Source organism: Pseudomonas mediterranea CFBP 5447 (assembly GCF_000774145.1).
Classification (GTDB): domain Bacteria; phylum Pseudomonadota; class Gammaproteobacteria; order Pseudomonadales; family Pseudomonadaceae; genus Aquipseudomonas; species Aquipseudomonas mediterranea.
In genome coordinates, this window is the sequence record NZ_KN322985.1 from 55,937 (window position 1) to 80,115 (window position 24,179).

The 24,179-nt window shown below is 62.1% G+C and carries 22 protein-coding genes; 9 read left to right on the forward strand and 13 right to left on the reverse strand.

The window, feature by feature from the left end; all coding sequences use genetic code 11:
- The first annotated feature begins 82 nt into the window (after positions 1–82).
- Genes nirB through cobA form a run of 4 tightly spaced genes read left to right on the forward strand, consistent with a single transcriptional unit; the run spans position 83 to position 6,333 of the window.
- Complete coding sequence (gene nirB, locus N005_RS12485; RefSeq protein ID WP_047701486.1) at positions 83–2,536, forward strand: nitrite reductase large subunit NirB; 2,454 nt, start codon at positions 83–85, stop codon at positions 2,534–2,536.
- Positions 2,533–2,850 (forward strand): nitrite reductase small subunit NirD, encoded by a 318-nt coding sequence (gene nirD / locus N005_RS12490; RefSeq protein WP_047701487.1) that lies wholly within the window; start codon positions 2,533–2,535, stop codon positions 2,848–2,850. The genes nirB and nirD overlap by 4 nt, the downstream gene beginning before the upstream one ends.
- On the forward strand, positions 2,850–5,567 hold the full coding sequence (locus N005_RS12495; RefSeq protein ID WP_047701488.1) for a nitrate reductase: 2,718 nt from the start codon (positions 2,850–2,852) through the stop codon (positions 5,565–5,567). The genes nirD and N005_RS12495 overlap by 1 nt, the downstream gene beginning before the upstream one ends.
- Before the next feature lie 10 nt (positions 5,568–5,577).
- Positions 5,578–6,333 (forward strand): uroporphyrinogen-III C-methyltransferase, encoded by a 756-nt coding sequence (gene cobA / locus N005_RS12500; protein ID WP_047701489.1) that lies wholly within the window; start codon positions 5,578–5,580, stop codon positions 6,331–6,333.
- Between the two features lie 293 nt (positions 6,334–6,626).
- Here the strand turns inward: cobA and N005_RS12510 are convergent, their stop codons facing one another.
- The 8 genes from N005_RS12510 to ppsA form a co-directional block, all read right to left on the reverse strand.
- Positions 6,627–7,664 carry an OmpA family protein gene (locus N005_RS12510; protein WP_047701491.1) on the reverse strand — a complete coding sequence of 346 codons (1,038 nt, stop codon included), beginning with the start codon at positions 7,662–7,664 and terminating at the stop codon, positions 6,627–6,629.
- A 108-nt stretch (positions 7,665–7,772) separates the two neighbouring features.
- A complete protein-coding gene (gene sigX, locus N005_RS12515) occupies positions 7,773–8,363 on the reverse strand; it encodes an RNA polymerase sigma factor SigX (protein WP_047701492.1) in 591 nt (196 codons plus the stop codon).
- A gap of 91 nt (positions 8,364–8,454) precedes the next feature.
- Complete coding sequence (locus N005_RS12520; RefSeq protein WP_047701493.1) at positions 8,455–9,279, reverse strand: mechanosensitive ion channel family protein; 825 nt, start codon at positions 9,277–9,279, stop codon at positions 8,455–8,457.
- A gap of 2 nt (positions 9,280–9,281) precedes the next feature.
- Positions 9,282–9,527, reverse strand: coding sequence for a hypothetical protein (locus tag N005_RS12525; protein WP_014337331.1), 246 nt, complete (start codon positions 9,525–9,527; stop codon positions 9,282–9,284).
- A gap of 62 nt (positions 9,528–9,589) precedes the next feature.
- Positions 9,590–10,585 (reverse strand): zinc transporter ZntB, encoded by a 996-nt coding sequence (locus tag N005_RS12530; RefSeq protein ID WP_047701494.1) that lies wholly within the window; start codon positions 10,583–10,585, stop codon positions 9,590–9,592.
- 25 nt (positions 10,586–10,610) lie between these two features.
- Complete coding sequence (gene rraA / locus N005_RS12535) at positions 10,611–11,102, reverse strand: ribonuclease E activity regulator RraA (RefSeq protein ID WP_041021633.1); 492 nt, start codon at positions 11,100–11,102, stop codon at positions 10,611–10,613.
- 113 nt (positions 11,103–11,215) lie between these two features.
- Positions 11,216–12,205 carry an alpha/beta fold hydrolase gene (locus N005_RS12540; RefSeq protein ID WP_047701495.1) on the reverse strand — a complete coding sequence of 330 codons (990 nt, stop codon included), beginning with the start codon at positions 12,203–12,205 and terminating at the stop codon, positions 11,216–11,218.
- Between the two features lie 162 nt (positions 12,206–12,367).
- Positions 12,368–14,743 (reverse strand): phosphoenolpyruvate synthase, encoded by a 2,376-nt coding sequence (gene ppsA / locus N005_RS12545; protein WP_047701496.1) that lies wholly within the window; start codon positions 14,741–14,743, stop codon positions 12,368–12,370.
- Between the two features lie 176 nt (positions 14,744–14,919).
- On the opposite strand from ppsA, the gene ppsR reads away from it, so the two are divergent.
- Positions 14,920–15,738 (forward strand): posphoenolpyruvate synthetase regulatory kinase/phosphorylase PpsR, encoded by an 819-nt coding sequence (gene ppsR / locus N005_RS12555; protein ID WP_042732259.1) that lies wholly within the window; start codon positions 14,920–14,922, stop codon positions 15,736–15,738.
- Positions 15,739–15,865: 127 nt separating this feature from the next.
- On the opposite strand, the gene N005_RS12560 is transcribed toward ppsR, so the two are convergent.
- From N005_RS12560 to N005_RS12570, 3 genes are all read right to left on the reverse strand, one after another.
- Positions 15,866–16,357: a GNAT family N-acetyltransferase gene (locus N005_RS12560; RefSeq protein ID WP_047701498.1), complete on the reverse strand. Its 492-nt coding sequence runs from the start codon at positions 16,355–16,357 to the stop codon at positions 15,866–15,868.
- A gap of 103 nt (positions 16,358–16,460) precedes the next feature.
- Complete coding sequence (locus N005_RS12565; RefSeq protein WP_047701499.1) at positions 16,461–17,792, reverse strand: sensor histidine kinase; 1,332 nt, start codon at positions 17,790–17,792, stop codon at positions 16,461–16,463.
- Positions 17,789–18,469, reverse strand: a complete 681-nt coding sequence (locus N005_RS12570) for a response regulator (RefSeq protein ID WP_047701500.1) — start codon at positions 18,467–18,469, stop codon at positions 17,789–17,791. The genes N005_RS12565 and N005_RS12570 overlap by 4 nt, the downstream gene beginning before the upstream one ends.
- Before the next feature lie 172 nt (positions 18,470–18,641).
- On the opposite strand from N005_RS12570, the gene dsbD reads away from it, so the two are divergent.
- The 3 genes from dsbD to dsbG are packed head-to-tail and all read left to right on the forward strand — an operon-like array spanning position 18,642 to position 21,981.
- Positions 18,642–20,369: a protein-disulfide reductase DsbD gene (dsbD, locus tag N005_RS12575; RefSeq protein WP_047701501.1), complete on the forward strand. Its 1,728-nt coding sequence runs from the start codon at positions 18,642–18,644 to the stop codon at positions 20,367–20,369.
- Positions 20,369–21,238: a TlpA family protein disulfide reductase gene (locus N005_RS12580; RefSeq protein ID WP_047701502.1), complete on the forward strand. Its 870-nt coding sequence runs from the start codon at positions 20,369–20,371 to the stop codon at positions 21,236–21,238. The genes dsbD and N005_RS12580 overlap by 1 nt, the downstream gene beginning before the upstream one ends.
- The gene (gene dsbG / locus N005_RS12585; protein ID WP_047701503.1) at positions 21,214–21,981 is read left to right on the forward strand and encodes a thiol:disulfide interchange protein DsbG; all 768 of its coding nucleotides are present in this window, start codon (positions 21,214–21,216) and stop codon (positions 21,979–21,981) included. Before N005_RS12580 ends, dsbG begins: the two co-directional genes overlap by 25 nt.
- Positions 21,982–22,080: 99 nt before the next feature.
- On the opposite strand, the gene N005_RS12590 is transcribed toward dsbG, so the two are convergent.
- Positions 22,081–22,887: an alpha/beta fold hydrolase gene (locus tag N005_RS12590; protein WP_047701504.1), complete on the reverse strand. Its 807-nt coding sequence runs from the start codon at positions 22,885–22,887 to the stop codon at positions 22,081–22,083.
- 175 nt (positions 22,888–23,062) lie between these two features.
- On the opposite strand from N005_RS12590, the gene N005_RS12595 reads away from it, so the two are divergent.
- Entirely contained in the window at positions 23,063–23,347 is a 285-nt protein-coding gene (locus N005_RS12595; RefSeq protein WP_047701505.1) for a hypothetical protein, read from the forward strand.
- Between the two features lie 41 nt (positions 23,348–23,388).
- Here the strand turns inward: N005_RS12595 and N005_RS12600 are convergent, their stop codons facing one another.
- Positions 23,389–24,165 carry a substrate-binding periplasmic protein gene (locus N005_RS12600; protein ID WP_047702211.1) on the reverse strand — a complete coding sequence of 259 codons (777 nt, stop codon included), beginning with the start codon at positions 24,163–24,165 and terminating at the stop codon, positions 23,389–23,391.
- Between the last annotated feature and the right edge of the window lie 14 nt (positions 24,166–24,179).

The window sequence follows — 24,179 nt, forward strand, 5'->3', positions numbered from 1 at the left end:
TTTGTTTTCGAAAATTGCCGAGCCAGTCCGATCGCCGTGATGAAACGTGACGAAACCGGGCCTGGGCTTGCGGAGAACCCTGATGAAAAAACTCAAACTGGTGATGATCGGCAATGGCATGGCCGGGGTTCGAACCCTCGAGGAACTGCTCAAGCTGAGCAACGAGCTGTACGACATCACGGTGTTCGGCGCCGAGCCCCACACCAACTACAACCGCATCCTGCTCTCCCCCGTGCTCGCCGGCGAGCAAACCTTCGAAGAAATCGTCCTCAACGACTTGAGCTGGTACCAGGACAACCACATCAGCCTGCTGCTCAATCGCAAAGTGGTGGAGATCGATAGGGTCAAGCGCCGGGTCATTGCCGAAGACGGCACCGAGGCCGAGTACGATCGCCTGCTGATCGCCACCGGCTCCACGCCATTCATCCTGCCGATCCCCGGCCACACGCTCGATGGTGTGATCGGCTACCGTGACATCGCCGACACCCAGGCGATGATCGAAACCGCCAAGACCCACAAGCATGCCGTGGTGATCGGCGGCGGCCTGCTGGGCCTGGAAGCCGCCAACGGCCTGAAGCTACGGGGCATGGACGTGACCGTGGTGCACCTCGGTGAATGGTTGCTGGAGCGCCAACTGGACAAAACCAGCGGTCAACTGCTGCAAACCGCCCTGGAAGACCGTGGCCTGAAATTCCGCCTCAACGAGCAGACCCAGGCCCTCCACGACGCCGGCAATGGCCGGGTCGGTTCCGTGCAGTTCAAGAACGGCGACATCATTCCCGCCGATCTGGTGGTGATGGCGGCCGGCATCCGCCCCAACGTCGAACTGGCGGAAAAAGCCGGCATCCCCTGCAGCCGCGGGATCCTGGTCAACGACACCATGCAGACCTATGACCCACGCATCTACGCCATCGGTGAGTGCGCCAACCACCGCGGCACCGCCTATGGCCTGGTGGCCCCGCTGTTCGAACAGGCCAAGGTCTGCGCCAACCACCTCGCGCAACTGGGCTTTGCCACCTATAAAGGCTCGGTGACCTCGACCAAGCTCAAGGTTACCGGCATCGACCTGTTCTCCGCCGGCGACTTCATGGGCGGCGAAGGCACCGAGACCATCACCCTGTCCGACCCCATCGGTGGCGTCTACAAGAAACTGGTGATCAAGGATGACGTGCTGGTCGGCGCCTGCCTGTACGGCGATACGGCAGATGGCGGCTGGTATTTCCGCCAGATTCGTGAGAACGCCGCCATCGGCGAAATCCGCGATCACCTGATGTTCGGTGAAAATGCCTTGGGCGACGTCGGCCACCAGGGCCAGGACAAAGCCATGAGCATGGCCGATTCCGCCGAAGTCTGCGGCTGCAACGGCGTGTGCAAGGGCACCATCGTCAAGGCGATCCAGGAGCACGGCCTGTTCAGCGTCGATGACGTGAAAAAACACACCAAGGCCGCCAGTTCCTGCGGCTCCTGCGCCGGTCTGGTCGAGCAGATCCTCATCAACACCGTCGGCGGCGCGGCCGACGTCAAACCGAAAAGCGAAAAAGCCATCTGCGGCTGCAGCGACCTCAACCACGGCCAGATCCGCCAGGCGATCCGCGACGAGCACCTGCTGACCATCGCCGGCACCATGAACTACCTGAACTGGCGCACCCCGAACGGCTGCGCCACCTGCCGCCCGGCGCTGAACTACTACCTGATTTCCACCTGGCCCGGCGAAGCCCACGATGATCCGCAGTCGCGGCTGATCAACGAACGTGCCCACGCCAACATCCAGAAGGACGGCACCTACTCGGTCGTCCCGCGGATGTGGGGCGGTGTGACCACGCCATCGGAGCTGCGGCGCATTGCCGACGTGGCCGACAAATACAGCGTGCCGATGGTCAAGGTCACCGGCGGGCAGCGCATCGACTTGCTGGGCATCAAGAAGCAGGACCTGCCCGGTGTCTGGGCAGACCTCGACATGCCGTCCGGCCATGCCTACGGCAAGTCCATCCGCACCGTGAAAACCTGCGTGGGCAGCGAGTTCTGTCGCTTTGGTACGCAGAACTCCACGCAACTGGGCATCGAACTGGAACACGACCTGTTCAACATGTGGTCGCCGCACAAGGTCAAGCTGGCCGTCTCCGGTTGCCCTCGCAACTGCTCGGAAGCTGGCATCAAGGACGTGGGCATCATCGGTGTCGATTCCGGCTGGGAGATGTACATCGGCGGCAATGGCGGGATCAAGACCGAGGTCGCCGAGTTCTTCGTCAAGCTCAAGACCGCCGAGGAAGTGCGCGAATACAACGGTGCCTTCCTGCAGCTGTACCGCGAAGAAGCCTTCTACCTCGAACGCACCGTGCATTACATGCAGCGGGTCGGCATGGAGCACATCAAGAAAGCCGTGCTCGAAGACCCGGTGCGGCGCAAGGCCCTTCACGAGCGCCTGAAGTTCTCCCTGTCGCTGGAACAGGACCCATGGAAACAACGCCTGGAACAACCCCAGCTGAAGAAAGAGTTTGAAGTCATCCCCGTGAAGAACCTGGAGGTGCCGGCATGAACTGGCTGGATATCTGCGCGCTGGAAGACATCAATGCCCTGGGCTCGCGCATCATCAATGGCCCGAAGGGCGACATCGCGATTTTTCGTACAAGCGACGATGAAGTGTTCGCACTCGATGACCGCTGCCCCCACAAGGGTGGCCCGCTGTCCCAGGGCTTGATCTACGGCAAGCGCGTGGCCTGCCCGCTGCACAACTGGCAGATCGACCTGGAGACCGGCCAGGCCCAGGCGCCGGATGTGGGGTGTGCCCATCATCATTCGGCACGGGTCGAGAACGGCCGGGTGCTGTTGGCATTCAGGGATGCAAGCTGATGAACCGCCTGACCACTGCCTCGACCTGCTGTTATTGCGGGGTCGGTTGCGGCGTACTGATCGAACATGACGACGAGCGCATCCTCGGCGTCAGTGGCGATCCCGCCCATCCGGCCAATTTCGGCAAACTGTGCAGCAAGGGCTCGACCCTGCACCTGACCGGCGATCTTGCCGCGCGGGCCCTGTACCCCGAGCTGCGCCTGGGCAAAGGCCTGGCCCGGGCCCGCACCGACTGGGACAGCGCCCTGGAACACGCCGCCAGCGTATTCGCCGAGACCATCGCCGAACATGGCCCCGACAGCGTGGCGTTCTATATCTCCGGCCAATTGCTGACCGAGGACTACTACGCCTTCAACAAACTTGCCCGGGCCCTGGTCGGCACCAACAACATCGACAGCAATTCCCGGCTGTGCATGTCCTCGGCGGTGGTGGGCTACAAGCGCAGCCTCGGCGCCGACGCGCCGCCCTGCAACTATGAAGACCTGGAACTGAGCGACTGCGTCATGATCGTCGGCAGTAACATGGCCTACGCCCACCCGATCCTGTTTCGCCGCCTCGAAGAAGCCAAATCCCGCCGGCCGCAGATGAAGATCATCGTCATCGACCCGCGGCGCACCGACACCTGCGACCTGGCGGACCTGCACCTGGCGATCCTCCCGGGCACCGATGTCGCCTTGTTCCATGGGATTCTGCACCTGCTGTTGTGGGAAGACTGGGTCGACCGCGACTTCATCAAGGCTCACACCGAAGGCCTGGCGGACCTGAAAAACCTGGTGCGCGACTACACGCCGGCCATGGTTGCCCAGCTGTGCGGTATCAGCGTTGAGCAGCTGCATCAGTGCGCCGAAGCCGTCGGCACGGCCCCCAGCTTCCTGTCGTTGTGGTGCATGGGCCTGAACCAGTCCACCGCCGGCAGCGCGAAGAACAGTGCATTGATCAACCTGCACCTGGCCACCGGGCAGATCGGCCGGCCGGGTGCCGGGCCCTTCTCGCTGACTGGCCAGCCCAACGCCATGGGCGGGCGGGAAACCGGCAGCCTGTCGAACCTGCTGCCGGGCCACCGCGAAGCCGCCAACCCGGAGCATCGGGCCGAAGTCGCCGAATACTGGGGCGTCGAGCAACTGCCCGCCACCCCTGGCTTGAGCGCCATCGAGCTGTTCGAGCAGCTGCGCAATGGCAAGATCAAGGCCTTGTGGATCGCCTGCACCAACCCGGCTCAATCGATGCCGGACCAGACAGCGGTCCGGGACGCCCTGCAAGCCTGCCCGTTCGTGGTGCTGCAAGAGGCCTTCCGCACCACCGAGACCGCCGGGTTTGCCGACCTGTTGTTGCCAGCGGCCAGTTGGGGCGAAAAGGAAGGTTCGGTGACCAACTCCGAACGCCGCATTTCCCACGTCCGCCGGGCCATCGACGCACCAGGCGAAGCACGACCAGACTGGGCCATTACCGTGGATTTCGCCCAACGTCTGGAGAAACGTCTGCGGCCGGGCCAGCCCAGCTTGTTCGCCTTCGACACACCCGCCCGGTTGTTCGACGAATACAAGCAGTTGACCCGTGGACTGGATCTCGACCTGTCGGGTATCAGCCATGAACTGATCGATCGGCTCGGTCCCCAGCAGTGGCCGTTCCCGGATGGCGCCACGGTCGGAACGGCCCGCCTGTACGTCGATGGGGTTTTCCCCACCGACAACGGCCGCGCGCGGTTCCTCGCCGAACCGTATCGCGCCGCCAGGGAACTGCGTGACGCCCGTTATCCGTTGACCCTCAATACCGGCCGCCTGCGGGACCAGTGGCACGGCATGAGCCGTACCGGCACCGCCGCGCGGTTGTTCGGGCACGTGAACGAAGCCGTACTCAGCCTGCACCCCGACGAGCTGCAGCGCCAGCGCCTGCAACCGGGCGACCTGGTCAGCCTCAAGAGCCGTCGTGGCGCGGTGATCGTGGCCGTGGACAGCGACGAAAGCGTGCGGCCCGGCCAGGCGTTCCTGCCGATGCACTGGGGCGACCGCTTCCTCAAGGGTGGGGTCAATACCCTGACCCAGCCGGCTTTCGATCCGCTGTCGAAACAACCGGAGCTCAAGCACAGCGGCGTGCGCCTGGAACCGGTGAACCTGCCCTGGCAGCTTTTCGCCCTGATCGAGGACGATGTCCAACAGCATCTGGAGACCTTGCGTCCGCTCTGTGAGGCGTTTGCCTACGTCAGCCTGAGCCTGACCGGCCGTGAACGTCCTGCGCTGCTGATTCGCGCCGCCAGCGCCGAAGCACCTGACCCCGCACTGCTACAAGCGATCGATGAACAACTGGGACTGATCGACGGGCCGGTGCTGGCCTACGACGATCCCCGTCGCGCCATCGGTAAACGGGTGCGGATCGAAAACGGCCGTATCACCGCCATCCGCCTGGCCGGCGAAACCCTCGCCCGCCATTGGTTGCAGAACCTGTGGCAGGAGGGGCGTGCCGATGAACAGCTGCGCCGCTGGCTGCTGGCGCCGTTGAGTGCGCCACCGGGCAATGCCGGCGCAACGGCAGGCGGCAGCAAGACCTTGTGCAACTGCTTGAACGTCAGCCAGCGTGCAATCTGCGCCGGCATTGAACGAGGGCTGGATCTGCAAGGGCTGAGACAGGAACTGGGCTGTGGCACGCAATGCGGCTCCTGCGTACCGGAAATCAAGCGCCTGCTGGTTGCCACTGCGCAACCGATGGCCGCTCTCTCGTGAGGAAAACACTATGAACGCAAAAGTCTGGCTGGTGGGTGCGGGTCCTGGCGACCCCGAATTGCTGACCCTCAAGGCCGTTCGCGCCCTGCGCGAAGCCGACGTGGTGTTAATCGACGATCTGGTCAACGAGGCGGTGCTGGAACATTGCCCAGGTGCCCGCATCATCGCCGTGGGCAAGCGCGGCGGCTGCCGCTCTACGCCACAGGCCTTCATCCATCGGCTGATGCTGCGCTATGCGCGCCAGGGCAAATGCGTGGTCCGCCTCAAGGGCGGCGACCCGTGCATCTTTGGCCGGGGCGGCGAAGAAGCGCAATGGCTGCGCGAGCATGGCGTCGAAGTGGAGCTGGTCAATGGCATCACGGCCGGGCTGGCCGGAGCGACCCAGTGCGATATTCCCTTGACCTTGCGCGGCATCGCCCGGGGCGTGACGCTGATCACTGCCCACACCCAGGATGACAGCAGCCTGAACTGGCAAGCCCTGGCGCAAAGCGGGACGACCTTGGTGGTGTATATGGGGGTGGCGAAACTGAGCGAGATCCGCGAGCAACTGCTGGCCGGTGGCCTGGCAGCGGATACCCCCGTGGCCATGATCGAGAATGCCTCCCTGCCTCATCAACGGGACTGCCGTAGCGACCTGGCTTCGATGGAGGCCGACGCCAGTGCGTTTCAGCTCAAGAGCCCGGCGATCCTGGTTATCGGCGCAGTGGCCGGCGCTGCGGAACTGGCAACGTCCCCATCCGAATGGCGCCAGGCCTCAGCCCTGTAACAACGCCCTTGCTTGCGATGGTGGCGGTATTCAACATTGTCGCAAGCCGACCCACCGCTATCGCGAGCAGGCTCGCTCCCACAAGGGACTGCGGTGTGCGGTGGTTCTGTATCGGGCACAGGGCCTGTGGGAGCGCGCCTGCTCGCGATAGCGGTGGCCCAGCCAATATCGATGTAACTGACCGATAGCCATCGCGAACAAGTTCGCTCCCACAAGGTTTGCATTTCGCCTTGGGTAAATCGCAGGCAAAGAAAAGCCCGGCATAAGCCGGGCTTTTCCAAAGCTGTGGCTAATTACTTCTTAGCGTTAGCTTCAGTTTGCGCTTCTACACGACGGTTAACAGCACGACCGGCTTCGGTGGCGTTGTCAGCAACTGGGCGGGTTTCGCCGTAGCCAACAGAGTTAACGCGGGATGCTTCAACACCGTACTGGTTGGTCAGAACCTGCTTAACGGCGTTTGCACGACGCTCGGACAGTTTCTGGTTGTAAGCGTCAGGACCGACGGAGTCAGTGTGACCTTCAACAGTAGTGGTGGTTTCTGGGTACTGCTTCATGAAGTCAGCCAGGTTCTTGATGTCGCCGTAGCTGTTTGGCTTGACGACCGACTTGTCGAAGTCGAATTTCACGTCCAGCTCAACACGTACGGTTTCAGCAGCAGCCGGGCAGCCATCAGCGTCAACGGTAACGTTGGCTGGGGTGTCAGGGCACTTGTCGACGTTGTCGCACACGCCGTCGTTGTCGCTGTCGGAGCAGACTTCAGCCGGAGCTGGAACTGGAGCAGCAGCAGGCTTGGAGCCGCCACCGAAGTTCACACCGATACCGACGCTTGGAGCCCACTCGGTGTCGCCTTGGTCGATGTTGTACTGAGCTTCAACGCCGGCACGGGCGTAGAAGTTCTCGGTGAAGTACAGCTTGGCGCCGCCGCCAACGTTGGCGAAGGTCGAACGGTTACGACCGCTGGAGCCGTTCTGACCGATGCTCTGGTCGGAGAAACCGGCCGAGACGTACGGACGCAGCATGTCACCTGGGTTGTTGAAGTGGTACAGAGCGTCCAGTGCAGTGTTGGCGCCCTTGATGTTACGACCGTCGTCGGAACGTGCGTTGTGCACTTCGTCGTAGGCCAGACGCAGTTCAACGTCGTCGGTCAGGAAGTAACCAACCGAACCGCCGAACAGGTTGCCGTTGTTCTTGAAGTTACGAGCGCTGTCGAATTGCTCTTTCTTGGCGAAGCCTTCGATTTCAACTGCGCCTTGGCCTTGTGCCAGCGCGCCGAACGAAGTAGCGGCAATAAGAGAACCAATGGCAAAGCCCAAGGTGTTTTTCAGTTTCATCCGTTAAATCCCCATCTGGTGATTGTGAAGCAGTCCCGCAAACCGGGGGACAACTCGGCGGCAAGTCTATCAGAACTTGCCTACACGTAAGAGATATTTGCGCCGAACTTAAGTTTCGGCAGTACCTGCAAATTTCTCACGCAGCTTATCGAGAGCGCGCTTGTAACGCATTTTTGTCGCGCTCAAACCCATGTGCATTATGTCTGCGATCTCTTGGAATTCCAGTTCTGCGACAAATCGTAGCACCAGAATTTCACGGTCGATCGGGTTCACATAAACCAGCCAGCGATCGAGTCCACCCTTTTCCTCGGGCTTGGGCGCCTTTTCTTCGGACGCTTCCTCGAGAGGGTCAAGGCTCAAGGCGTCCATCAAGCGACGCTTTCGCCGTTCCTTGCGATACTGTGTGATGCATTCGTTGTACGTGATGCTATATAGCCATGTCTTGAACTTCGATTTCCCCTCGAAGTTCTTCAGGCCATACAGCACCTTCAACATCACCTCCTGACAGACATCGTCAGCGTCGCGATCGTTCCCTAGATAACGTGCACAGACGTTAAATAATGTACGTTGGTAACGGCGCATCAACTCTTCGTAAGCACGTGTTACGTGGAACAGCTCCGTATGCGCGCGCGCGACCAACTCCTCATCAGAGAGATCACGGGGGTCATAGCGCGTGGACAGCGATTGGGGTTTGTTCAAAACAAGTCGGGCCGACGGTCTAGGTCAATGTGCGCCGCAGCCTGCGGTAGCAGGCATTTTGCGGCGGCATACATTAGCAGAGTTTGCCGGGTTAGCGGCTACTCACATGCTGCTCCAGCAGGATCCGATTGGAGAGCGACACCAGTTCGCCCTCCTCGGTCAGCAATGTAGTCTTCACCGTGCCGATCTCCTCGATCTGGCCTTCGACCTCTCCAACCCGCACCTGTTGCCCAACTTCATACAGCTCACGCACATAGATTCCCGCGAGAATCTGGCCGGCGATCTCCCGGCTTCCCAACCCCATGGCCAGCGCGATCGCCAGACCAACGGTAATCAATACGATCACGATCACATGGTTGAGCAGGTCGGTCTTGACCTCCAACTGGCTGATCGCGACAGAAATACTGATGATGATCACCAGGCCCTGGGCGATGCGCCCCAGGCCCGAGGCGTAATCCAGCCCGACACCTTCGGCTGCGCCGCGCACCAGCCCATTGACCAGTTGAGCCAGCAGTACACCAACCAGCAGCACCAGGGCCGCCCCGAACACCTTGGGCAAGTACAGCGCAAGCATGTCGAGGGTGGCCGAAACCCGCTGCAGGCCCAGGGACTCAGCCGCAGAGACGAGAAAAATAAGCAGCACGAACCAGTAGACAATCTTGCCCACCAGGGTCGAGATCGGTACCTGGATGCCGCCACGGGACAGCAGCTTGGTCAGGCCCGTGCCGCCCATCAGGCGATCCAGACCCAGCTTGGCCAACAGCTTGGACAGCAGCGTGTCCAGCAACTTGGCCACGACGAACCCCAACAGCACCACCACCAGGGCACCGAACAGGTTCGGGATGAAATTGGCCACTTTGGTCCATAGCGCAGTCATTGCCGCGACGAGGCTCTGGGTCCAGAGATTCAGTTCCATATTCAATCAGCCTTATCAGCGGTGCGGGTAACAGGTTTACGACGGGAAACCGGCGAGACATGGGCCGACCCGTTGTTCAAGGCGATCATCAGCGCGGGCAGCCAACGGCCCAGCAGGCTGAACAGATCGCCCGCGCCGACCTGGCGGTTGGCGGTTTTCAGCACACGCCCCAAGCAGGCATCGTCATCCCGGCTGGACGGCGAGGCCTTGAGCATGTCGCGCAAAGACTGTTCAAACGGATCGTGCATACGCACCTCTCGTGATGTCTGTGAAAGACGCGATCAAATTTCGTCGGGTCACATGAAACCTGTTACACCCAGCGCAGACGACGGAACAACCACCACTGCCCCAGCGCCACGCAGACCATCAGCAGGCACGCGACCAGGAAGCCATAAGGGCTTTGGGAGAATGGAATACCGCCGACATTGATGCCCAGCAGGCCCGTGAGAAAACTCATCGGCAGGAAGATCCCGGTGATGATGCCGAAACGGTACATCGTCCGGTTCATGCGCACGGAAAGGCGCCGGTCTTCAGCCTCCAGCACAAGCCCCACGCGCTCCCGGGTCAATTCCAGCTCTTCGAGGTAGCGGGTCAGGCTGTTGTTCAATTCATTCCAGTAATCGCCATCGTCCTCGACGAACCAGGGCAGTTTGATGCGCGACATCTGGCCGAAAATATCTCGCTGCGGGGCCAGGAACCGCTTCAGTCCGGCGGCCCGGCGACGAATGTGCAAGATGGCATCGTGCTCGGGGGTATACCGTTCGTCGGCATCGAGCATTTCCTCTTCGCCGTCGACGATTTCCGAGAGCTGGGAAACCAGATCCTGGACCTTGTTGGTCAGGTACTGCGCCATATAAAGGATGAGTTCCGACGCGGTTTTCGGCCCCTTGCCTTCGGCCAGGTGCGCCAACAGCTCATCGGTGGCACGCAGGGGACGAAGACGCAGGGAAATCACCCGCTGGGCGGAAGCGAAAATCCGCACCGAGACCATGTCTTCCGGCTCGGCGCCCGGGTTGAGGTTGATACCCCTGAGGAACAGCAGCAGCTCGGCTTCGGGCAGCGGCAACAGCCGTGGCCGGGTGTTCTCCTCGAGCAGCAGATCGCAGTTGAACTCGCTCAATCCGCTGGATTTACGCAACCAGGTATGGGTCTGCGGATGGCTGCGATCCCAATGCAGCCACAGGCTTTCGTGCGCCTGCAACTGCAGAGCGTCGAGCTCGGTCCGGGCAATCGAACGCGCGCCGCCTTTACCGTCCAGCACCAGGGCATGCACCAATCCCCATTGCGCGTTTTCTTCCTCGAACATCCTCATCCCTTACGGCTTTGACGCTTCATTCAGGCATTTTCAGCGGGCTTGGCGAGACGATCACGCCGTTATTGTCCGCATAGACATATTCGCCCGGACGAAACGTCACGCCGGCAAAGGTCACGGCCACATTGAGATCACCGATACCGCGCTTGTCGGTTTTCATGGGATGGCTGGCGAGGGCCTGGACACCGAGGTCGGTCTGGGCGATGACATCCACGTCGCGGATGCAGCCGTAGATCACCAACCCTTCCCAACCGTTTTTCGCGGCTTTCTCGGCCAGCATGTCGCCCAACAGCGCGCGGCGCAGGGAGCCGCCGCCGTCGACGACCAGTACCTTGCCATTGCCCTTGAGTTCAACCTGCTCCTTGACCAGGGAGTTGTCCTCGAAGCACTTGATGGTCACGATTTCACCGCCAAACGAATCGCGGCCGCCGAAATTGCTGAACATCGGTTCCAGCACCTGCACCAGGTCCGGATAGGCGTCGCACAGGTCGGGCGTGAGGTAATGGTTCATCGAACAACTCCTGGGAGATTGGAACGTCAGACTGGATGAGCAACCGTTTGTGACCGGAACCGTTTAACGCGTCATATCTTAGCCGCAAGCCGACTGAAGCGAAATGCCCTTGCTCACACCGCCTCGGCCAGATCCGGCAGGGTTGCCGGCAAAGGCATGCTCTGTTCCTCCAGCCAACGCGCCACCAGAGGCCAGACCTCCGCATGCGCAGCCTTGCTGACCAGCATCTCGACATGACCGAAATCGTCACCGAAGCCGTGCTCCCGGCCCAGGCAGACAAACCGCTTGCGCTCGGAACCCAGCTGCTCGAACAGTTTGCGGCAAGCCCAGGTCGGGTCCTGGTGATCGCCAGCGGCGCTCACCGCCAGTACCGGCACCTGCACCTCGGCCAGGCCCGCCCACCAGTCCTTCTCGGCATCGCCGAAACGGCCGAACAAGCCGTACCAACGCATGCTCTCCAGGGCAAGGCCGATGGGCTCGTCCTCCGGACCGCGCTTGAGCCGGGAGCCGGACAACTGCGCGAAACGCTTGAGGATGAAGCGTCCGCCCCACTCCACCGGTGGAATTTTCAGCGGCCAGTAGGTGCGGCTGACCTGGGTGCCGAAGAACGCCGCCGACGCTACGGCTGGTTCGCCCAGGTATTGGCCGCCCAACGCTGCCGCCAGGGTGATGCCCCCCAGGGAATGGCCGATCCAGTGCGGCACTTGCCCGCTCTGTTCGCGCACAAAGGCGCCGATGGCCGGCAAGTCGTAGCGGGCGTAGTCAGCTACACGATTGTTGCGATAGTTCTGGTTGCGCTGGGACAGCCCATGGCCGCGCATCTCGGGGATCCATACATCGAAGCCCAGGCGTGTCAGGTATGCCCCAAGGCCGAGGCCCTTGGGTGAATACCAGAAGCGCCGGTTGGAAAAGCTGCCGTGCAACAGGATCACGGGGACACCACGGGCTTCGGCGCCGTCAGCCATGCCTAACCGGGTGACCGCCAGCTCGACGCTGTAGTCCGGGCTGTTGCCGGGTTTCAAACGGTAGACGTCTTCGCTCAGATCACCGCGCCGCTCGGCGCTGATCAGGGCGACAGGAAAGAGGTTGCTGCTGCTTTGCATAATGCTCTTGCACAAAAAAAAGACGACCGTGGGAGCGAGCCTGCTCGCGATCGCGGTGGGTCAGCAAAATCAATATCGACTGACACTCCGCAATCGCGAGCAGGCTCGCTCCCACACAGGAATTACCCGGCAAACATTACCGGTGAGGTCCCTTTTACTCGATCAAACCGCGCCCTGCCCTTCAGCCAGGAAGAACCAGGTTTCCAGGACGGAGTCCGGGTTCAACGACACGCTTTCGATGCCCTGCTCCATCAGCCACTTGGCCAGGTCCGGGTGGTCCGAAGGGCCCTGGCCGCAGATGCCGATGTACTTGCCAGCCTTGTTGCACGCAGCAATGGCGTTGGCCAGCAGCTTCTTGACCGCCGGATTCCGCTCGTCGAACAGGTGCGCAATGATTCCGGAGTCGCGGTCCAGGCCCAGGGTCAACTGGGTCAGGTCGTTGGAGCCGATGGAGAAACCGTCGAAGAACTCGAGGAACTCTTCCGCCAGGATCGCGTTGGATGGCAGTTCGCACATCATGATCACACGCAAGCCGTTCTCGCCACGGGCCAGGCCGTTTTCCGCCAGCAGGTCGACCACTTGGCTCGCTTCGCCCAGGGTACGCACGAACGGCACCATGATCTCGACGTTGGTCAGGCCCATGTCGTTGCGTACGCGCTTGAGGGCGCGGCATTCGAGCTCGAAGCAGTCACGGAACGTTTCGCTGATGTAGCGCGAAGCGCCGCGGAAGCCCAGCATCGGGTTTTCTTCTTCCGGCTCGTAGAGCTTGCCGCCGATCAGGTTGGCGTATTCGTTGGACTTGAAGTCCGACAGGCGCACGATGACCTTTTTCGGATAGAACGCTGCGGCCAGGGTGCTGATGCCTTCCACCAGTTTCTCGACATAGAAACCGACCGGGTCGTCGTAGCCGGCAATGCGCTTGTCGACGCTGTCCTTGATCTCTGGCGGCAAGCCGCTGTAGTTCAGCAAAGCCTTGGGGTGCACGCCGATCATGCGGTTGATGATGAACTCCAGGCGGGCCAGGCCCACGCCGGCGTTCGGCAACTGCGCGAAATCGAAGGCACGGTCCGGGTTGCCGACGTTCATCATGATCTTGAACGGCAGCTCCGGCATGGCGTCCACGGAGTTCTTCTTGATGTCGAAGCCCAGCTCACCTTCGAAGATGTAGCCGGTATCGCCCTCGGCACAGGAAACGGTCACGCCCTGGCCGTCCTTGAGCAGTTCGGTGGCATTGCCGCAGCCCACCACCGCCGGGATACCCAGCTCACGGGCGATGATCGCCGCGTGGCAGGTACGTCCGCCACGGTTGGTGACGATGGCGCTGGCGCGCTTCATCACCGGCTCCCAATCCGGGTCGGTCATGTCGGAAACCAGTACGTCGCCGGCCTGGACCTTGTCCATCTCCGAGACGTCCTTGATGATCCGCACCTTGCCGGCGCCGATGCGCTGGCCGATGGCACGACCTTCCACCAGCACGGTGCCGGTTTCCTTGAGCAGGTAGCGCTCCATGACGTTGGCCTGGGTGCGGCTCTTCACGGTTTCCGGGCGGGCCTGCACGATGTACAGTTTGCCGTCGTCACCGTCCTTGGCCCATTCGATATCCATCGGGCACTTGTAGTGCTGCTCGATGATCATGGCTTGCTTGGCCAGCTCGCTGACTTCGGCGTCGGTCAGGCAGAAACGGGCGCGCTCGGCCTTGTCCACATCGACGGTTTTCACCGAACGACCGGCCTTGGCTTCGTCGCCGTAGATCATCTTGATGGCCTTGCTGCCCAGGTTACGGCGCAGGATGGCCGGACGACCGGCTTGCAAGGTGCCTTTATGGACGTAGAACTCATCCGGGTTCACCGCGCCCTGGACGACGGTTTCACCCAGGCCGTAGGCGCCGGTGATGAACACCACGTCACGGAAGCCCGACTCGGTGTCGAGGGTGAACATCACGCCGGCGGTGCCGGTTTCGGAACGGACCATGCGCTGCACGCCTGCGGACAGGGCGACCAGCTTGTGGTCGAAGCCCTGGTGCACGCGGTAGGAAATGGCACGGTCGTTGAAAAGGGAGGCGAAGACTTCCTTGGCGGCGCGGATGACGTTTTCCACGCCACGGATGTTCAGGAAGGTTTCCTGCTGGCCGGCGAAGGAAGCATCCGGCAAGTCTTCGGCGGTGGCCGAGGAACGCACGGCGACAGCGATGTCGGGGTTGCCTTCGGACAGCCTGGCGAAAGCGGTACGGATTTCGCTGTTCAGTTGCTCTGGGAATTCGGCTTCCATGATCCATTGGCGGATCTGGGCACCGGTCTTGGCCAGGGCATTGACGTCGTCGACGTCCAGGGCATCGAGCGCATCGTGGATCTGTTTGTTCAGGCCGCTCAGTTCCAGGAAATCACGATAAGCCTGAGCTGTCGTGGCGAAGCCACCCGGCACCGATACGCCGGCACCGGCGAGGTTACTGATCATCTCGCCCAGGGATGCGTTCTTGCCCCCCACATGCTCCACATCATGGACGCCGAGCTTATCGAGGGAAACTACGTACTCTACCAAGGTGATCTCTCCACTAACTGTGTTGGAAAAGCTCAAGGCACCGGCGACTCCTGGGGAGCGTTGGCCGGCGATATGGCCTGGACCTGGAAAATAAGTGAGAATGCTGGCCACTGGCGGCCAACAAATCGCGCCTATCATATCCAAGAATCGTCACTAGCTTAAGGCCCAAGGCGCAAATGAAACGATCTGCTTTCTTTATCTCCGATGGGACCGGCATTACCGCCGAAACCCTGGGCCAAAGCCTTTTGGCGCAATTCGAAAACATTACCTTCACCAAGCTGACACGTCCGTACATCGACAGCGTCGACAAGGCGCGGGCGATGGTACAGCAAATCAATAAAGCCGCCGAAACCGACGGCTTTCGCCCGATCATCTTCGATACCATCGTCAATCAGGACATCCGTGAGATTCTCGCAACGTCCAATGGTTTCATGATCGACATTTTTTCTACCTTCCTGGCGCCCCTGGAGCAGGAGCTGAGCGAGCATTCTTCCTACTCGGTCGGCAAATCCCACTCCATCGGCCACAACTCCAATTACATGGAGCGGATCGAGGCGGTCAACTTCGCGCTGGACAACGATGACGGCGCCCGCACGCATTATTACGACAAGGCCGACCTGATCCTAGTGGGGGTGTCGCGTTGTGGTAAGACACCGACGTGTCTGTACATGGCGATGCAGTTCGGCATCCGTGCGGCCAACTATCCGCTGACCGAAGAAGACATGGAGCGCCTGCAACTGCCCAGCGCCCTGCGCGCCCACCAGCACAAGCTGTTCGGCCTGACCATCGACCCGGATCGCCTTACCGCGATCCGCAACGAGCGCAAGCCCAACAGCCGCTATTCCAGCTACGCCCAGTGTGAGTTCGAAGTGCGCGAGGTGGAAAACCTGTTCCGACGGGAGAATATCCCCCACATCAACTCCACGCATTTTTCCGTGGAGGAGATTTCGGCGAAGATCCTGGTGGAAAAAGGCGTGGAGCGGCGGTTCAAGTAGCCGCAGAGACAATACCTGTGGGAGCGAGCCTGCTCGCGATAGCGGTGTGTCAGCCGACTTCTAATAGGCTGATCCACCGCTATCGCGAGCAGGCTCGCTCCCACAAGGGATTCGCGGAAATCCTGGGTCAATGCTTCAACTGCCCGCCCAGTGACTTGTGCATCGCAATGGCGGCGATACCGCCGATGGCAAAGGCCTTGGCGCTTTGCTCAAATCCCAGGCGGCGGTAGAACCCATGACTGGTACCCGTGCTGTTCAGGCGTACCTGGGCGAGCCCGCGCCCACACAACCACGCCTCGATGTCCTGCACCAGCGCCCGCCCGGCCCCGCGCCGAAACCACTCCGGCTGCACGTAGCAGAAGGCGATCCGACCACTGACCGAAGCCATCGCAACGCCCACCGGCCGTCCATGCAGACGCGCCAGGGTCAGGCGTAACCGCGGGTCGAGCAGCCAGGGGCGAATACGCGTAGTGGCATTGGTACGGATCCAGGCGGCTACGACGCGCGGGTCGTTTCGGTGCTCTGCGGCACAACCGACCCGGATGGAGCGCTCGGCGATCCGGCTGATGATGCCGGCATCGCCGGGCGCGGCCGTGCTGATTTCGATGAAGGTGTCCATTGTCGCTGTTTTCCTCAGTCCTTGAGTCGAGCTGAAAAAAACATAGACCCGGATAAGCCGGGGGCGCCAATGGGAATGATTGCAGGAAGCTTCGAGCAGCCAGCTACCGAACCTGCGCCTGCACCGGCATCGTCAATTCCACCCGCAGCCCATCCGGACGGCTGTCGAAATGCAGGCTGCAGCCACATCGCTGGACAATGGCCTGGACGATCGCCAACCCCAGGCCGCAGCCGGTGCTCTGGCCGTTGCGCCAGAAGCGCTGGGTCAGGTGCTGGATATCGTCGGCGGCAATGCCAGGACCGTGATCGCGGACCTGGAAACGCACCCGCTGGCCGATCATTTCCAGGCCCAGCTCCACCTCGGTACCTTCCGGGGTATGGCGCAGCGCATTATCCAGCAGGTTGCGCAGCGCGGCGATGGACAGCACCGCCGGCATCTGCACCGGTGCATCGGAAACCCCTGGAGATACCTGTAGCCTGATTCGCCCGGGATCGCCGCCGGCCGCATCCTGGATCGCCAGCCGCGCGACCTGCTCGGCGTTGCACTGCACCCCGTCGTCGAAGGACAGGCTGCCCTCCACCCGAGCCAGCAGCAGCAACTGTTCGAGGGTGCGATGCAACCGGTCGGCGCCCTCCTCGGCCCTGGCCAGGGACTGGTCGCGCGCGGCGCCTTCGGTCATGCGCGCCACCTGCAGGTGGGTCTTGATGGCCGTCAAGGGACTGCGCAGTTCATGGGCCGCGTCGCCGGTCAGCCTGCGCTCGCGCTCGATGGTCTTGCCGATGCGCTGGAACAGCTGATTCTGCGTCTCCAGCAGGGGGCGCAGTTCGCTGGGCAACGGATGGATCTGCAAGGGCTCCAGGGAGTCGGCATTGCGACGCATCAGCGCATCGCGCATGCGATTGAGCGGCGCCAGGCCCTGGCCGATACCCAGCCACAGCAGGCACAGGCAACCGAGCAACGCCACACCCACCGGCACCGAGGCAGCCAAGAGGATCGACATATTGAGCGCTTCCCGCTCGATCTGGCGGTCGGCGGTGGTGATGCGCACATCGCCCCGGGCCAGGGTGAAACTGCGCCAGGGCGCGCCGTCGATCATCTGATCGTGAAAACCCATTTTCTCGGCTTCCAGGACCTGTTCCGGGGTGCCGTGGCTACGGGCGAGGATTTCGCCACGCAAGGAACTGACCTGGCAGGCCATGCCACCGGGAATACTCAACTGCTCGGCACTGAAATGCGTGCCCTCGCCCTTGCTGGGCAGCGACGGCAACTGCTCCAGCAGACCGGCGACCATCCGCGCCGACGCCACCAGGCGCTGGTCGAGGGAAAACATCATCTGGTTGCGCAGATCGCTGAGCATCCACGCCGCCGCCAGGGCCCAGATCAGGGTGAACGCCGCGCCAAGGGTCAGGCTCAGGCGCAATCGCAGGCTCATCACTTGGAAGGTTCTCCGCCATCGGCCGGTCCCAGGCGATAACCCAGTCCGCGCACCGTCTCGACAATCCCGTTGCCGAGCTTGCGCCGCAGGTGATGGATATGGACGTTGAGGGCGTTGCTTTCCAGTTCGTCATTGAAACCGTACACGCTGTCCTTGAGTTGCTCGGTGGACAGCACCCGGCCACGGCTGTGCAACAGTGCCTGCAGCAGTGATTGCTCACGCCGGGATAAATCCACCGGCTGACCGTCCAGGAGGGTTTCACGGCTGCTGGGGTCGTAAGTCAAGCGACCGTGCTCGATCAGGTTGACGCTGCGACCCGCCACGCGTCGCAGCAGGGTGTGCAGGCGCGCCGCCAATTCGCGCAGGTCGAAGGGCTTGAGCAGATAGTCATCGGCCCCCGCTTGCAGACCGTCGACCCGATCGGTCACCGAATCCCGCGCGGTGAGGATCAGCACCGGAATCTCCAGCCCTTGCTGGCGCAATTGCTTGAGCAGTTTAAGGCCGTCCTCATCGGGCAACCCCAGGTCCAGCACCATGACATCGAACTCGGCCACGCCGATCATCGCCCGCGCCGCCGAGGCCGACCCGACATGCTCGACCGTCAGGCCCTGGGCCGTAAGACCGGCGACGATCCCGCTGGCGATCAGTTCATCGTCTTCGCACACCAGTACGCGCATGGTAAGCCTCGTGGAAAAAGGTACATTAGGCCGCCGGCCGATTAAGCCGACATTATGCGACGAGTGCGGCAAACATGGGCGATCATTGCGCCATCGGCCCTCGCCGTTTAATCGACGGTTAATCGCCAGCCGCCATCGTGCTTTCCACTCGCTTCGTTCTAAGGCTTTATCCATGCGTCGATTGTTTTTGCTGTGGCTGCTGCTGATTTCGAGCCTGGCCCAGGCCGCCAATCCCTTCGAAACCAAACCCGATTTCCTGCCGGTGGAAAAGGCCTTCGTGTTTACTTCCGAACGCCTGGATTCCGGTGAGACCCAGCTCTTCTGGCAGATCGCCGATGGGTATTACCTGTATCAGCAGCGCCTCAAATTCGACGGCCTGGCCGACGCGCAGAAACCCAAGCTTCCGGCGGGAGAAGCCCACAGCGATGAGTTTTTCGGCGACCAACAGGTCTATCGCCAGGCACTGGAACTGAAGATCCCGGCGGGCGCCACCGGCAAGATCAAAGTGGGTTTCCAGGGCTGTGCCGATGCCGGGCTGTGCTACCCACCCCAGACCCAGGTGGTCGACCTGGGCGGCAATAGCTCTGCGGCGGCCAAGGGCGAAGCGCCGGACCAGGCCCTGGCCAGCGGCCTGCAGCAACGGGCCTTGGGTTGGAGCCTGCTGGTGTTCTTCGGCCTGGGACTGTTGCTGGCGTTTACGCCGTGTTCCCTGCCGATGTTGCCGATCCTCGCCGGCCTGGTCGTCGGTAGCGGCGCCGGGCCTCGACGCGGCCTAGCCCTGGCGGGCAGCTATGTGATCAGCATGGCCCTGGTGTATGCCGCCATGGGGGTGCTCGCCGCGCTGCTGGGCGCCAACCTCCAGGCCTTGCTGCAACAGCCGTGGCTGCTGGGCACCTTCGCCGCGGTGTTCGTGGTGCTGGCGCTGCCCATGTTCGGTTTCTTCGAATTGCAGTTGCCGGCCGCCTTGCGCGACCGCCTGGAGAATGCCGGGCGTCAGCGCCGCGGCGGCAGCCTGGTGGGTGCCGGAATTCTCGGCGCACTGTCCGGCCTGCTGGTAGGTCCATGCATGACCGCCCCGCTGGCCGGCGCGCTGCTGTACATCGCCCAGAGCGGTAACGCGCTGCACGGCGGCCTGATCCTGTTTGCCATGGGCGTGGGCATCGGCTTGCCGCTATTGCTGCTGGTGACCGTAGGCAACCGTTTCCTGCCCAAGCCCGGCGCCTGGATGGATCTGGTCAAGGGGGTGTTCGGTTTCCTGTTCCTGGGCACCGCGCTACTGATGATCCGCCCGATCATCGACGGCTCGCTGTGGATCGGACTGTGGGGCGTGCTGTTGTTGATCGCCGCCTACAGCGCCTGGCGCCAGACCGAAGGGTTCGGCCGCATGGCCTATGCCTGCGGCAGCGCGTCATTGCTGTTTGGCCTGTGGGGCAGCGCGTTGCTGGTGGGTGCTGCCGGTGGTAGCGATGATTTCTTCCAGCCCCTGAAGGTCTACACCGGCGCCCAGGGCGGCGCGACCGTCAGCGCCCACGACGCCTTCGTCACGATCCGCGAACCCGCTGTCCTGCAACGGGAACTGGACGCGGCCAAGGCCCAGGGCCAATGGGTGCTCGTGGATTATTACGCCGACTGGTGCGTGTCCTGCAAAATCATGGAGAAACAGGTGTTCGGCCGCGCCGAAGTATTGAACGCCCTGAAGGATGTCCGCCTGCTGCGCCTCGACGTGACCGCCGACAACGCCGCCAGCCGTGAACTGCTGAGCCGTTACCAGGTGCCCGGGCCGCCGAGCCTGCTGTGGATCGGCGCCGATGGTGAAGAGCGCCGCAGCCGGCGCATCACCGGGGAAGTCGACGCCAAGGGTTTCCTGGAACGCTGGAACAGTACCCGGGACGCGAACTGATGCTGACATTGACCCTGGGTACCTTTGCCATCGCCCTTAACCACTTGCTGCTGATCAGTGCCCTGGCACTGGCGACCTTCGTAGGCTGGCGGGTAGCCAAGCGCGGTGGCGAGAACCCCGAGTCGGTGCTGTTCGTGCTCTTTCTGGTGGGTCTCCTGGCCGCACGGATCAGCTTTGTCGTCACCTATTGGAACCATTACCAGGACGATCCGTGGCAGATCGTCGACTTGCGCGACGGTGGCTTCCTGGCCTGGCCTGGCATCGTGGCGCTGGTCATCGGGACTTGGCTGTGGGCTCGACGTCGACCGGCCCTGCGCCGGCCATTGGGGTTCGGCGTCGGCAGCGGCCTGCTGTTCTGGCTGGTGGCGACGATGGCGCTGACGATCTATGAACAAGGCACCCGGTTGCCGGACATCGACCTGCGCGACGCCAGCGGACAGACCGTGAAACTCACCGATTATCAGGGCGGCCCCCTGGTGGTCAATCTCTGGGCCACCTGGTGCCCGCCCTGCCGGCGAGAAATGCCGGTACTGGAAGAAGCCCAGCAGCAGCGTCCGGACCTGACCTTCCTCTTCGTCAACCAGGCCGAAAGCATGCAGAGCGTCAGCACCTACCTCGCCACCCAGGGCCTGAGCCTGGACAATGTCTTGTTCGACGGCAGTGGTCGCCTTGGCCAGGCCGTAGGCTCCATGGCGCTGCCAACAACATTGTTCTACAGCGCCGACGGCCGCCTGCTGGGCAGTCACCTGGGTGAACTGTCGGAAGCCAGCCTGGCCCGCGCCCTGGAAAATTTCGAAACGCCGGGTTCAACCACGGCGCCCCACCCCGCCACAAGGAAACCGCCATGCCCCGCCTCCGCCACCTGCTGACGCTGGCCGTCGCCACGGCGCTGTTGCAAGCGCCGCTGCTACAAGCCGAAGAACTGCCGGCAGCCATCAAGAAAATCGAAGCCAAGGGCGCGAAGATCGTCGGCACCTTCGAGGCACCGGACGGGCTGCGCGGTTACGCGGCGCAATACCAGAACCGCGGCATGGCGCTGTACCTGACCCCGGACGGCCAGCACGTCCTGCTCGGCAACCTGTACGACGCCGACGGCAAGGACTTGAGCGCCGAGCCGCTGCAGAAACTGGTCTACGCACCGATGGCGAAGGAAATATGGGCAAAAATGGAGGCGAGCAACTGGATCGCCGACGGCAGCAAGGACGCACCGCGTATCGTGTACCTGTTCAGCGACCCCAATTGCCCGTACTGCAACATGTTCTGGGAGCAGGCCCGGCCGTGGGTCAAGGCCGGCAAGGTGCAGTTGCGCCACATCATGGTGGGCATCATCCGCGAAGACAGCCCCGGGAAATCCGCCGCGTTGCTGGCGGCCAAGGACCCGCAAAAAGCCCTGGAGGACCATGAAAAATCCGGCAAGGGCAGCACGCTCAAACCCCTCAAGGACATACCGCCCGCCGTCCAGGCCAAGCTCGACGCCAACCAGCAGTTGATGGACGAACTGGAGCTGTCCGCCACCCCGGCGATTTTCTACCTGGATGACAAAGGCGAGCTGCAACAGCAACAAGGCGCCCCATCGCCGGACAAACTGGTGAAGATTCTCGGGCCGAAGTGATGTAGATCGGGCTGGCCTCTTCGCGAGCAAGCTCGCTCCCACATTGACCTGCCAACACCGGGCCATTGTGGGAGCGAGCCTGCTCGCGATTGCAGAGGGTCAGCTACGCAGAAACTCCAGCAACGCCTCGGTTACAAACCCAGGATTCTCCAGGTTGGAAATGTGCCCCGCCTCCGGGATCAGCACATGGGGACAACCGATCAACCCGGCCATCTCCAGAGACTCGGAAGGTGGCCGTGGCTTGTCCTGGTCACCGCACATCACCCAGGTGCCGCCGGCATCCAGTTCACCCAGGCGCGGCAGGATATCGTCGCGGCCGAAAATGATTCGCCCCAACGGCACGATGCTGTCACGCAGGCGGTCAGCCGGCAGCGCGGCCAGTGTCGCGCGAAATTGCCGGTACAGCGGCGACTGCGGATCGATGCCTGGCCGGAAGAAGATCGGTACGACAATGTCCAGCAACGGCTCGGGAATGCTGCCGCCGGCTTCGATCTTGTCGAACAGCGAGAAGTAATACAGGCGCGTCGGTTCCGGCTCGACGCCCACGTAAGTGTCCATCAACACCAGCGCCTGGAGCCGTTTCGGAGCCATCAACGCCAGCCGTGCCCCCCACATTCCGCCTACCGAAAGCCCCACCAGACTGAAGCGATCGATGTCCAGGTGGTCCATCAATTCCAGGACCTGGCGGGCCAGGTCGTCCAGGGAGGACATGCCCTCGGGCAAACGTCCGGATTGACCGTGGCCCCACAGGTCCGGGGCAATCACCCGGTAATGCCGCGACAACGCCTCGATCTGCGGCGCCCACATGCCGTGGTCCCACAAATAGCTGCTGCCCAGCAGCACCACCGGGCCGTGGCCCTGGTCCAGGTAATGAAGCGGTTGTCCGTCAAGGGATGCAAAGGGCATCGATGACCTCCTTGTTTGCGTATGAAAAAACCCGGCCAGACTGACGTGCCGTACGGCAAGCCGTCAATCGCTTAGGCCATCCGTGTTGTAACAGGTACCTGTCAGGTCTGACAGTAGACCGCTCCGGTTGCCGGCGATAGCGTGAGATTCCTCAACAGTCGGTGGAGTAACAGCCATGACCAAAGTCGAGCTTGAAGCTTTCGCTCAAGAGCAGATCGACCTCCTGAAACCGAAAGCCATCAACACAGACCGGGCATCCGGGCAGAGGGCCAAAGCAAAGCTGCTCTTTTTTGAAGCGCTGCTGGCCGCGTGCAGCCACACACAGACCCAGGAACAGTTCGGCTTGATGGACGCGGTCAATGACACCTTTCAGAAAATCGGCGCGTTTGGGCCCGGTGAAGTCTTTTTCAACCAGCCTGAAAAATGCTGTTCGGCTTATCGCTCCGATTCGCCGGCCTGATACCGGCGCGAGAAGTGGACAAGGAAACCCACGGACGGCGGTCAATGTGCGTGCGACGGTACCAGCTCAATCTGGTAAGGCTTGAAAATCGCCAGCAGTTGGCCGTTATCCCGGAGCTTCTGCAACATTTGCCCGAACGCTTCACTGGTAATCGGCGCCTGTGGCCGGATCAGGGCATAGTGGTGATAAACCTGGTCGATACGTTCGGACACCAGCAACTGCGGGCCGACCTCAGGGTTGCGCAGCACGTAATCGTTCAGGTACGAACGGGTCACCAGGGCGATGTCCGCCCGCCCGCGCAAGACCATCAGCAGGTTGCTGTCGTGGGAATAGGTCAGCGTGGCGTTGTACTGGCCCATCAGGAACTTGGGGTCGGCGTTGAACTCGGCAAAGGCATAGTGATAGCCGCTGAACAACGCCAGGCGCTTTCCCCTGAGGTCGCTGAAGTAGCTCTGCTGGCGATCCGGCTGACGTTGGGCAACGAAAACTTCCGCATCTTCCAACCCCATGTCCACTGCGGTATGAGGCACATCCTTCCAACCCCACTCGGGGTTTTCGAAGATCGCCATATCGACCCGGCCTTGCTTGAAATCGTTGAAACGGCGTGGAATAGACGTCGGTACCAGCTCGAATTGATAGTCGGCCTGGGAGTGATTCAGGGCTTCGACCAACTGCGGCAGCAGGCCGGTGTCGGCGCCGTTTTCGGGGCGCACGGTATAGGGTGGAAAATGCGCGGCCCCGATCCTGACCAGTTGCGCCGCCGAGGCCGGCACCATCAGGAAAACAGCCAGTGCAGCCAGCAAAGCACGGGGGATCATCCCCTTCGGCGAAA

What these genes read in the sequence shown, in the direction of transcription:
- N005_RS12560 (WP_047701498.1), bottom strand. Translation starts at nt 16,357, where the DNA reads ATGGACACCTTCATCGAAATCAGCACGGCCGCGCCCGGCGATGCCGGC.
- N005_RS12495 (WP_047701488.1), top strand. Translation starts at nt 2,850, where the DNA reads ATGAACCGCCTGACCACTGCCTCGACCTGCTGTTATTGCGGGGTCGGT.
- N005_RS12570 (WP_047701500.1), bottom strand. Translation starts at nt 18,469, where the DNA reads ATGCGCGTACTGGTGTGCGAAGACGATGAACTGATCGCCAGCGGGATC.
- N005_RS12590 (WP_047701504.1), bottom strand. Translation starts at nt 22,887, where the DNA reads ATGCCCTTTGCATCCCTTGACGGACAACCGCTTCATTACCTGGACCAG.
- dsbG (WP_047701503.1), top strand. Translation starts at nt 21,214, where the DNA reads ATGCCCCGCCTCCGCCACCTGCTGACGCTGGCCGTCGCCACGGCGCTG.
- N005_RS12530 (WP_047701494.1), bottom strand. Translation starts at nt 10,585, where the DNA reads ATGTTCGAGGAAGAAAACGCGCAATGGGGATTGGTGCATGCCCTGGTG.
- nirB (WP_047701486.1), top strand. Translation starts at nt 83, where the DNA reads ATGAAAAAACTCAAACTGGTGATGATCGGCAATGGCATGGCCGGGGTT.
- N005_RS12600 (WP_047702211.1), bottom strand. Translation starts at nt 24,165, where the DNA reads ATGATCCCCCGTGCTTTGCTGGCTGCACTGGCTGTTTTCCTGATGGTG.
- N005_RS12540 (WP_047701495.1), bottom strand. Translation starts at nt 12,205, where the DNA reads ATGCAAAGCAGCAGCAACCTCTTTCCTGTCGCCCTGATCAGCGCCGAG.
- cobA (WP_047701489.1), top strand. Translation starts at nt 5,578, where the DNA reads ATGAACGCAAAAGTCTGGCTGGTGGGTGCGGGTCCTGGCGACCCCGAA.
- N005_RS12595 (WP_047701505.1), top strand. Translation starts at nt 23,063, where the DNA reads ATGACCAAAGTCGAGCTTGAAGCTTTCGCTCAAGAGCAGATCGACCTC.
- ppsR (WP_042732259.1), top strand. Translation starts at nt 14,920, where the DNA reads ATGAAACGATCTGCTTTCTTTATCTCCGATGGGACCGGCATTACCGCC.
- N005_RS12580 (WP_047701502.1), top strand. Translation starts at nt 20,369, where the DNA reads ATGCTGACATTGACCCTGGGTACCTTTGCCATCGCCCTTAACCACTTG.
- rraA (WP_041021633.1), bottom strand. Translation starts at nt 11,102, where the DNA reads ATGAACCATTACCTCACGCCCGACCTGTGCGACGCCTATCCGGACCTG.
- N005_RS12510 (WP_047701491.1), bottom strand. Translation starts at nt 7,664, where the DNA reads ATGAAACTGAAAAACACCTTGGGCTTTGCCATTGGTTCTCTTATTGCC.
- nirD (WP_047701487.1), top strand. Translation starts at nt 2,533, where the DNA reads ATGAACTGGCTGGATATCTGCGCGCTGGAAGACATCAATGCCCTGGGC.
- dsbD (WP_047701501.1), top strand. Translation starts at nt 18,642, where the DNA reads ATGCGTCGATTGTTTTTGCTGTGGCTGCTGCTGATTTCGAGCCTGGCC.
- N005_RS12525 (WP_014337331.1), bottom strand. Translation starts at nt 9,527, where the DNA reads ATGCACGATCCGTTTGAACAGTCTTTGCGCGACATGCTCAAGGCCTCG.
- N005_RS12520 (WP_047701493.1), bottom strand. Translation starts at nt 9,279, where the DNA reads ATGGAACTGAATCTCTGGACCCAGAGCCTCGTCGCGGCAATGACTGCG.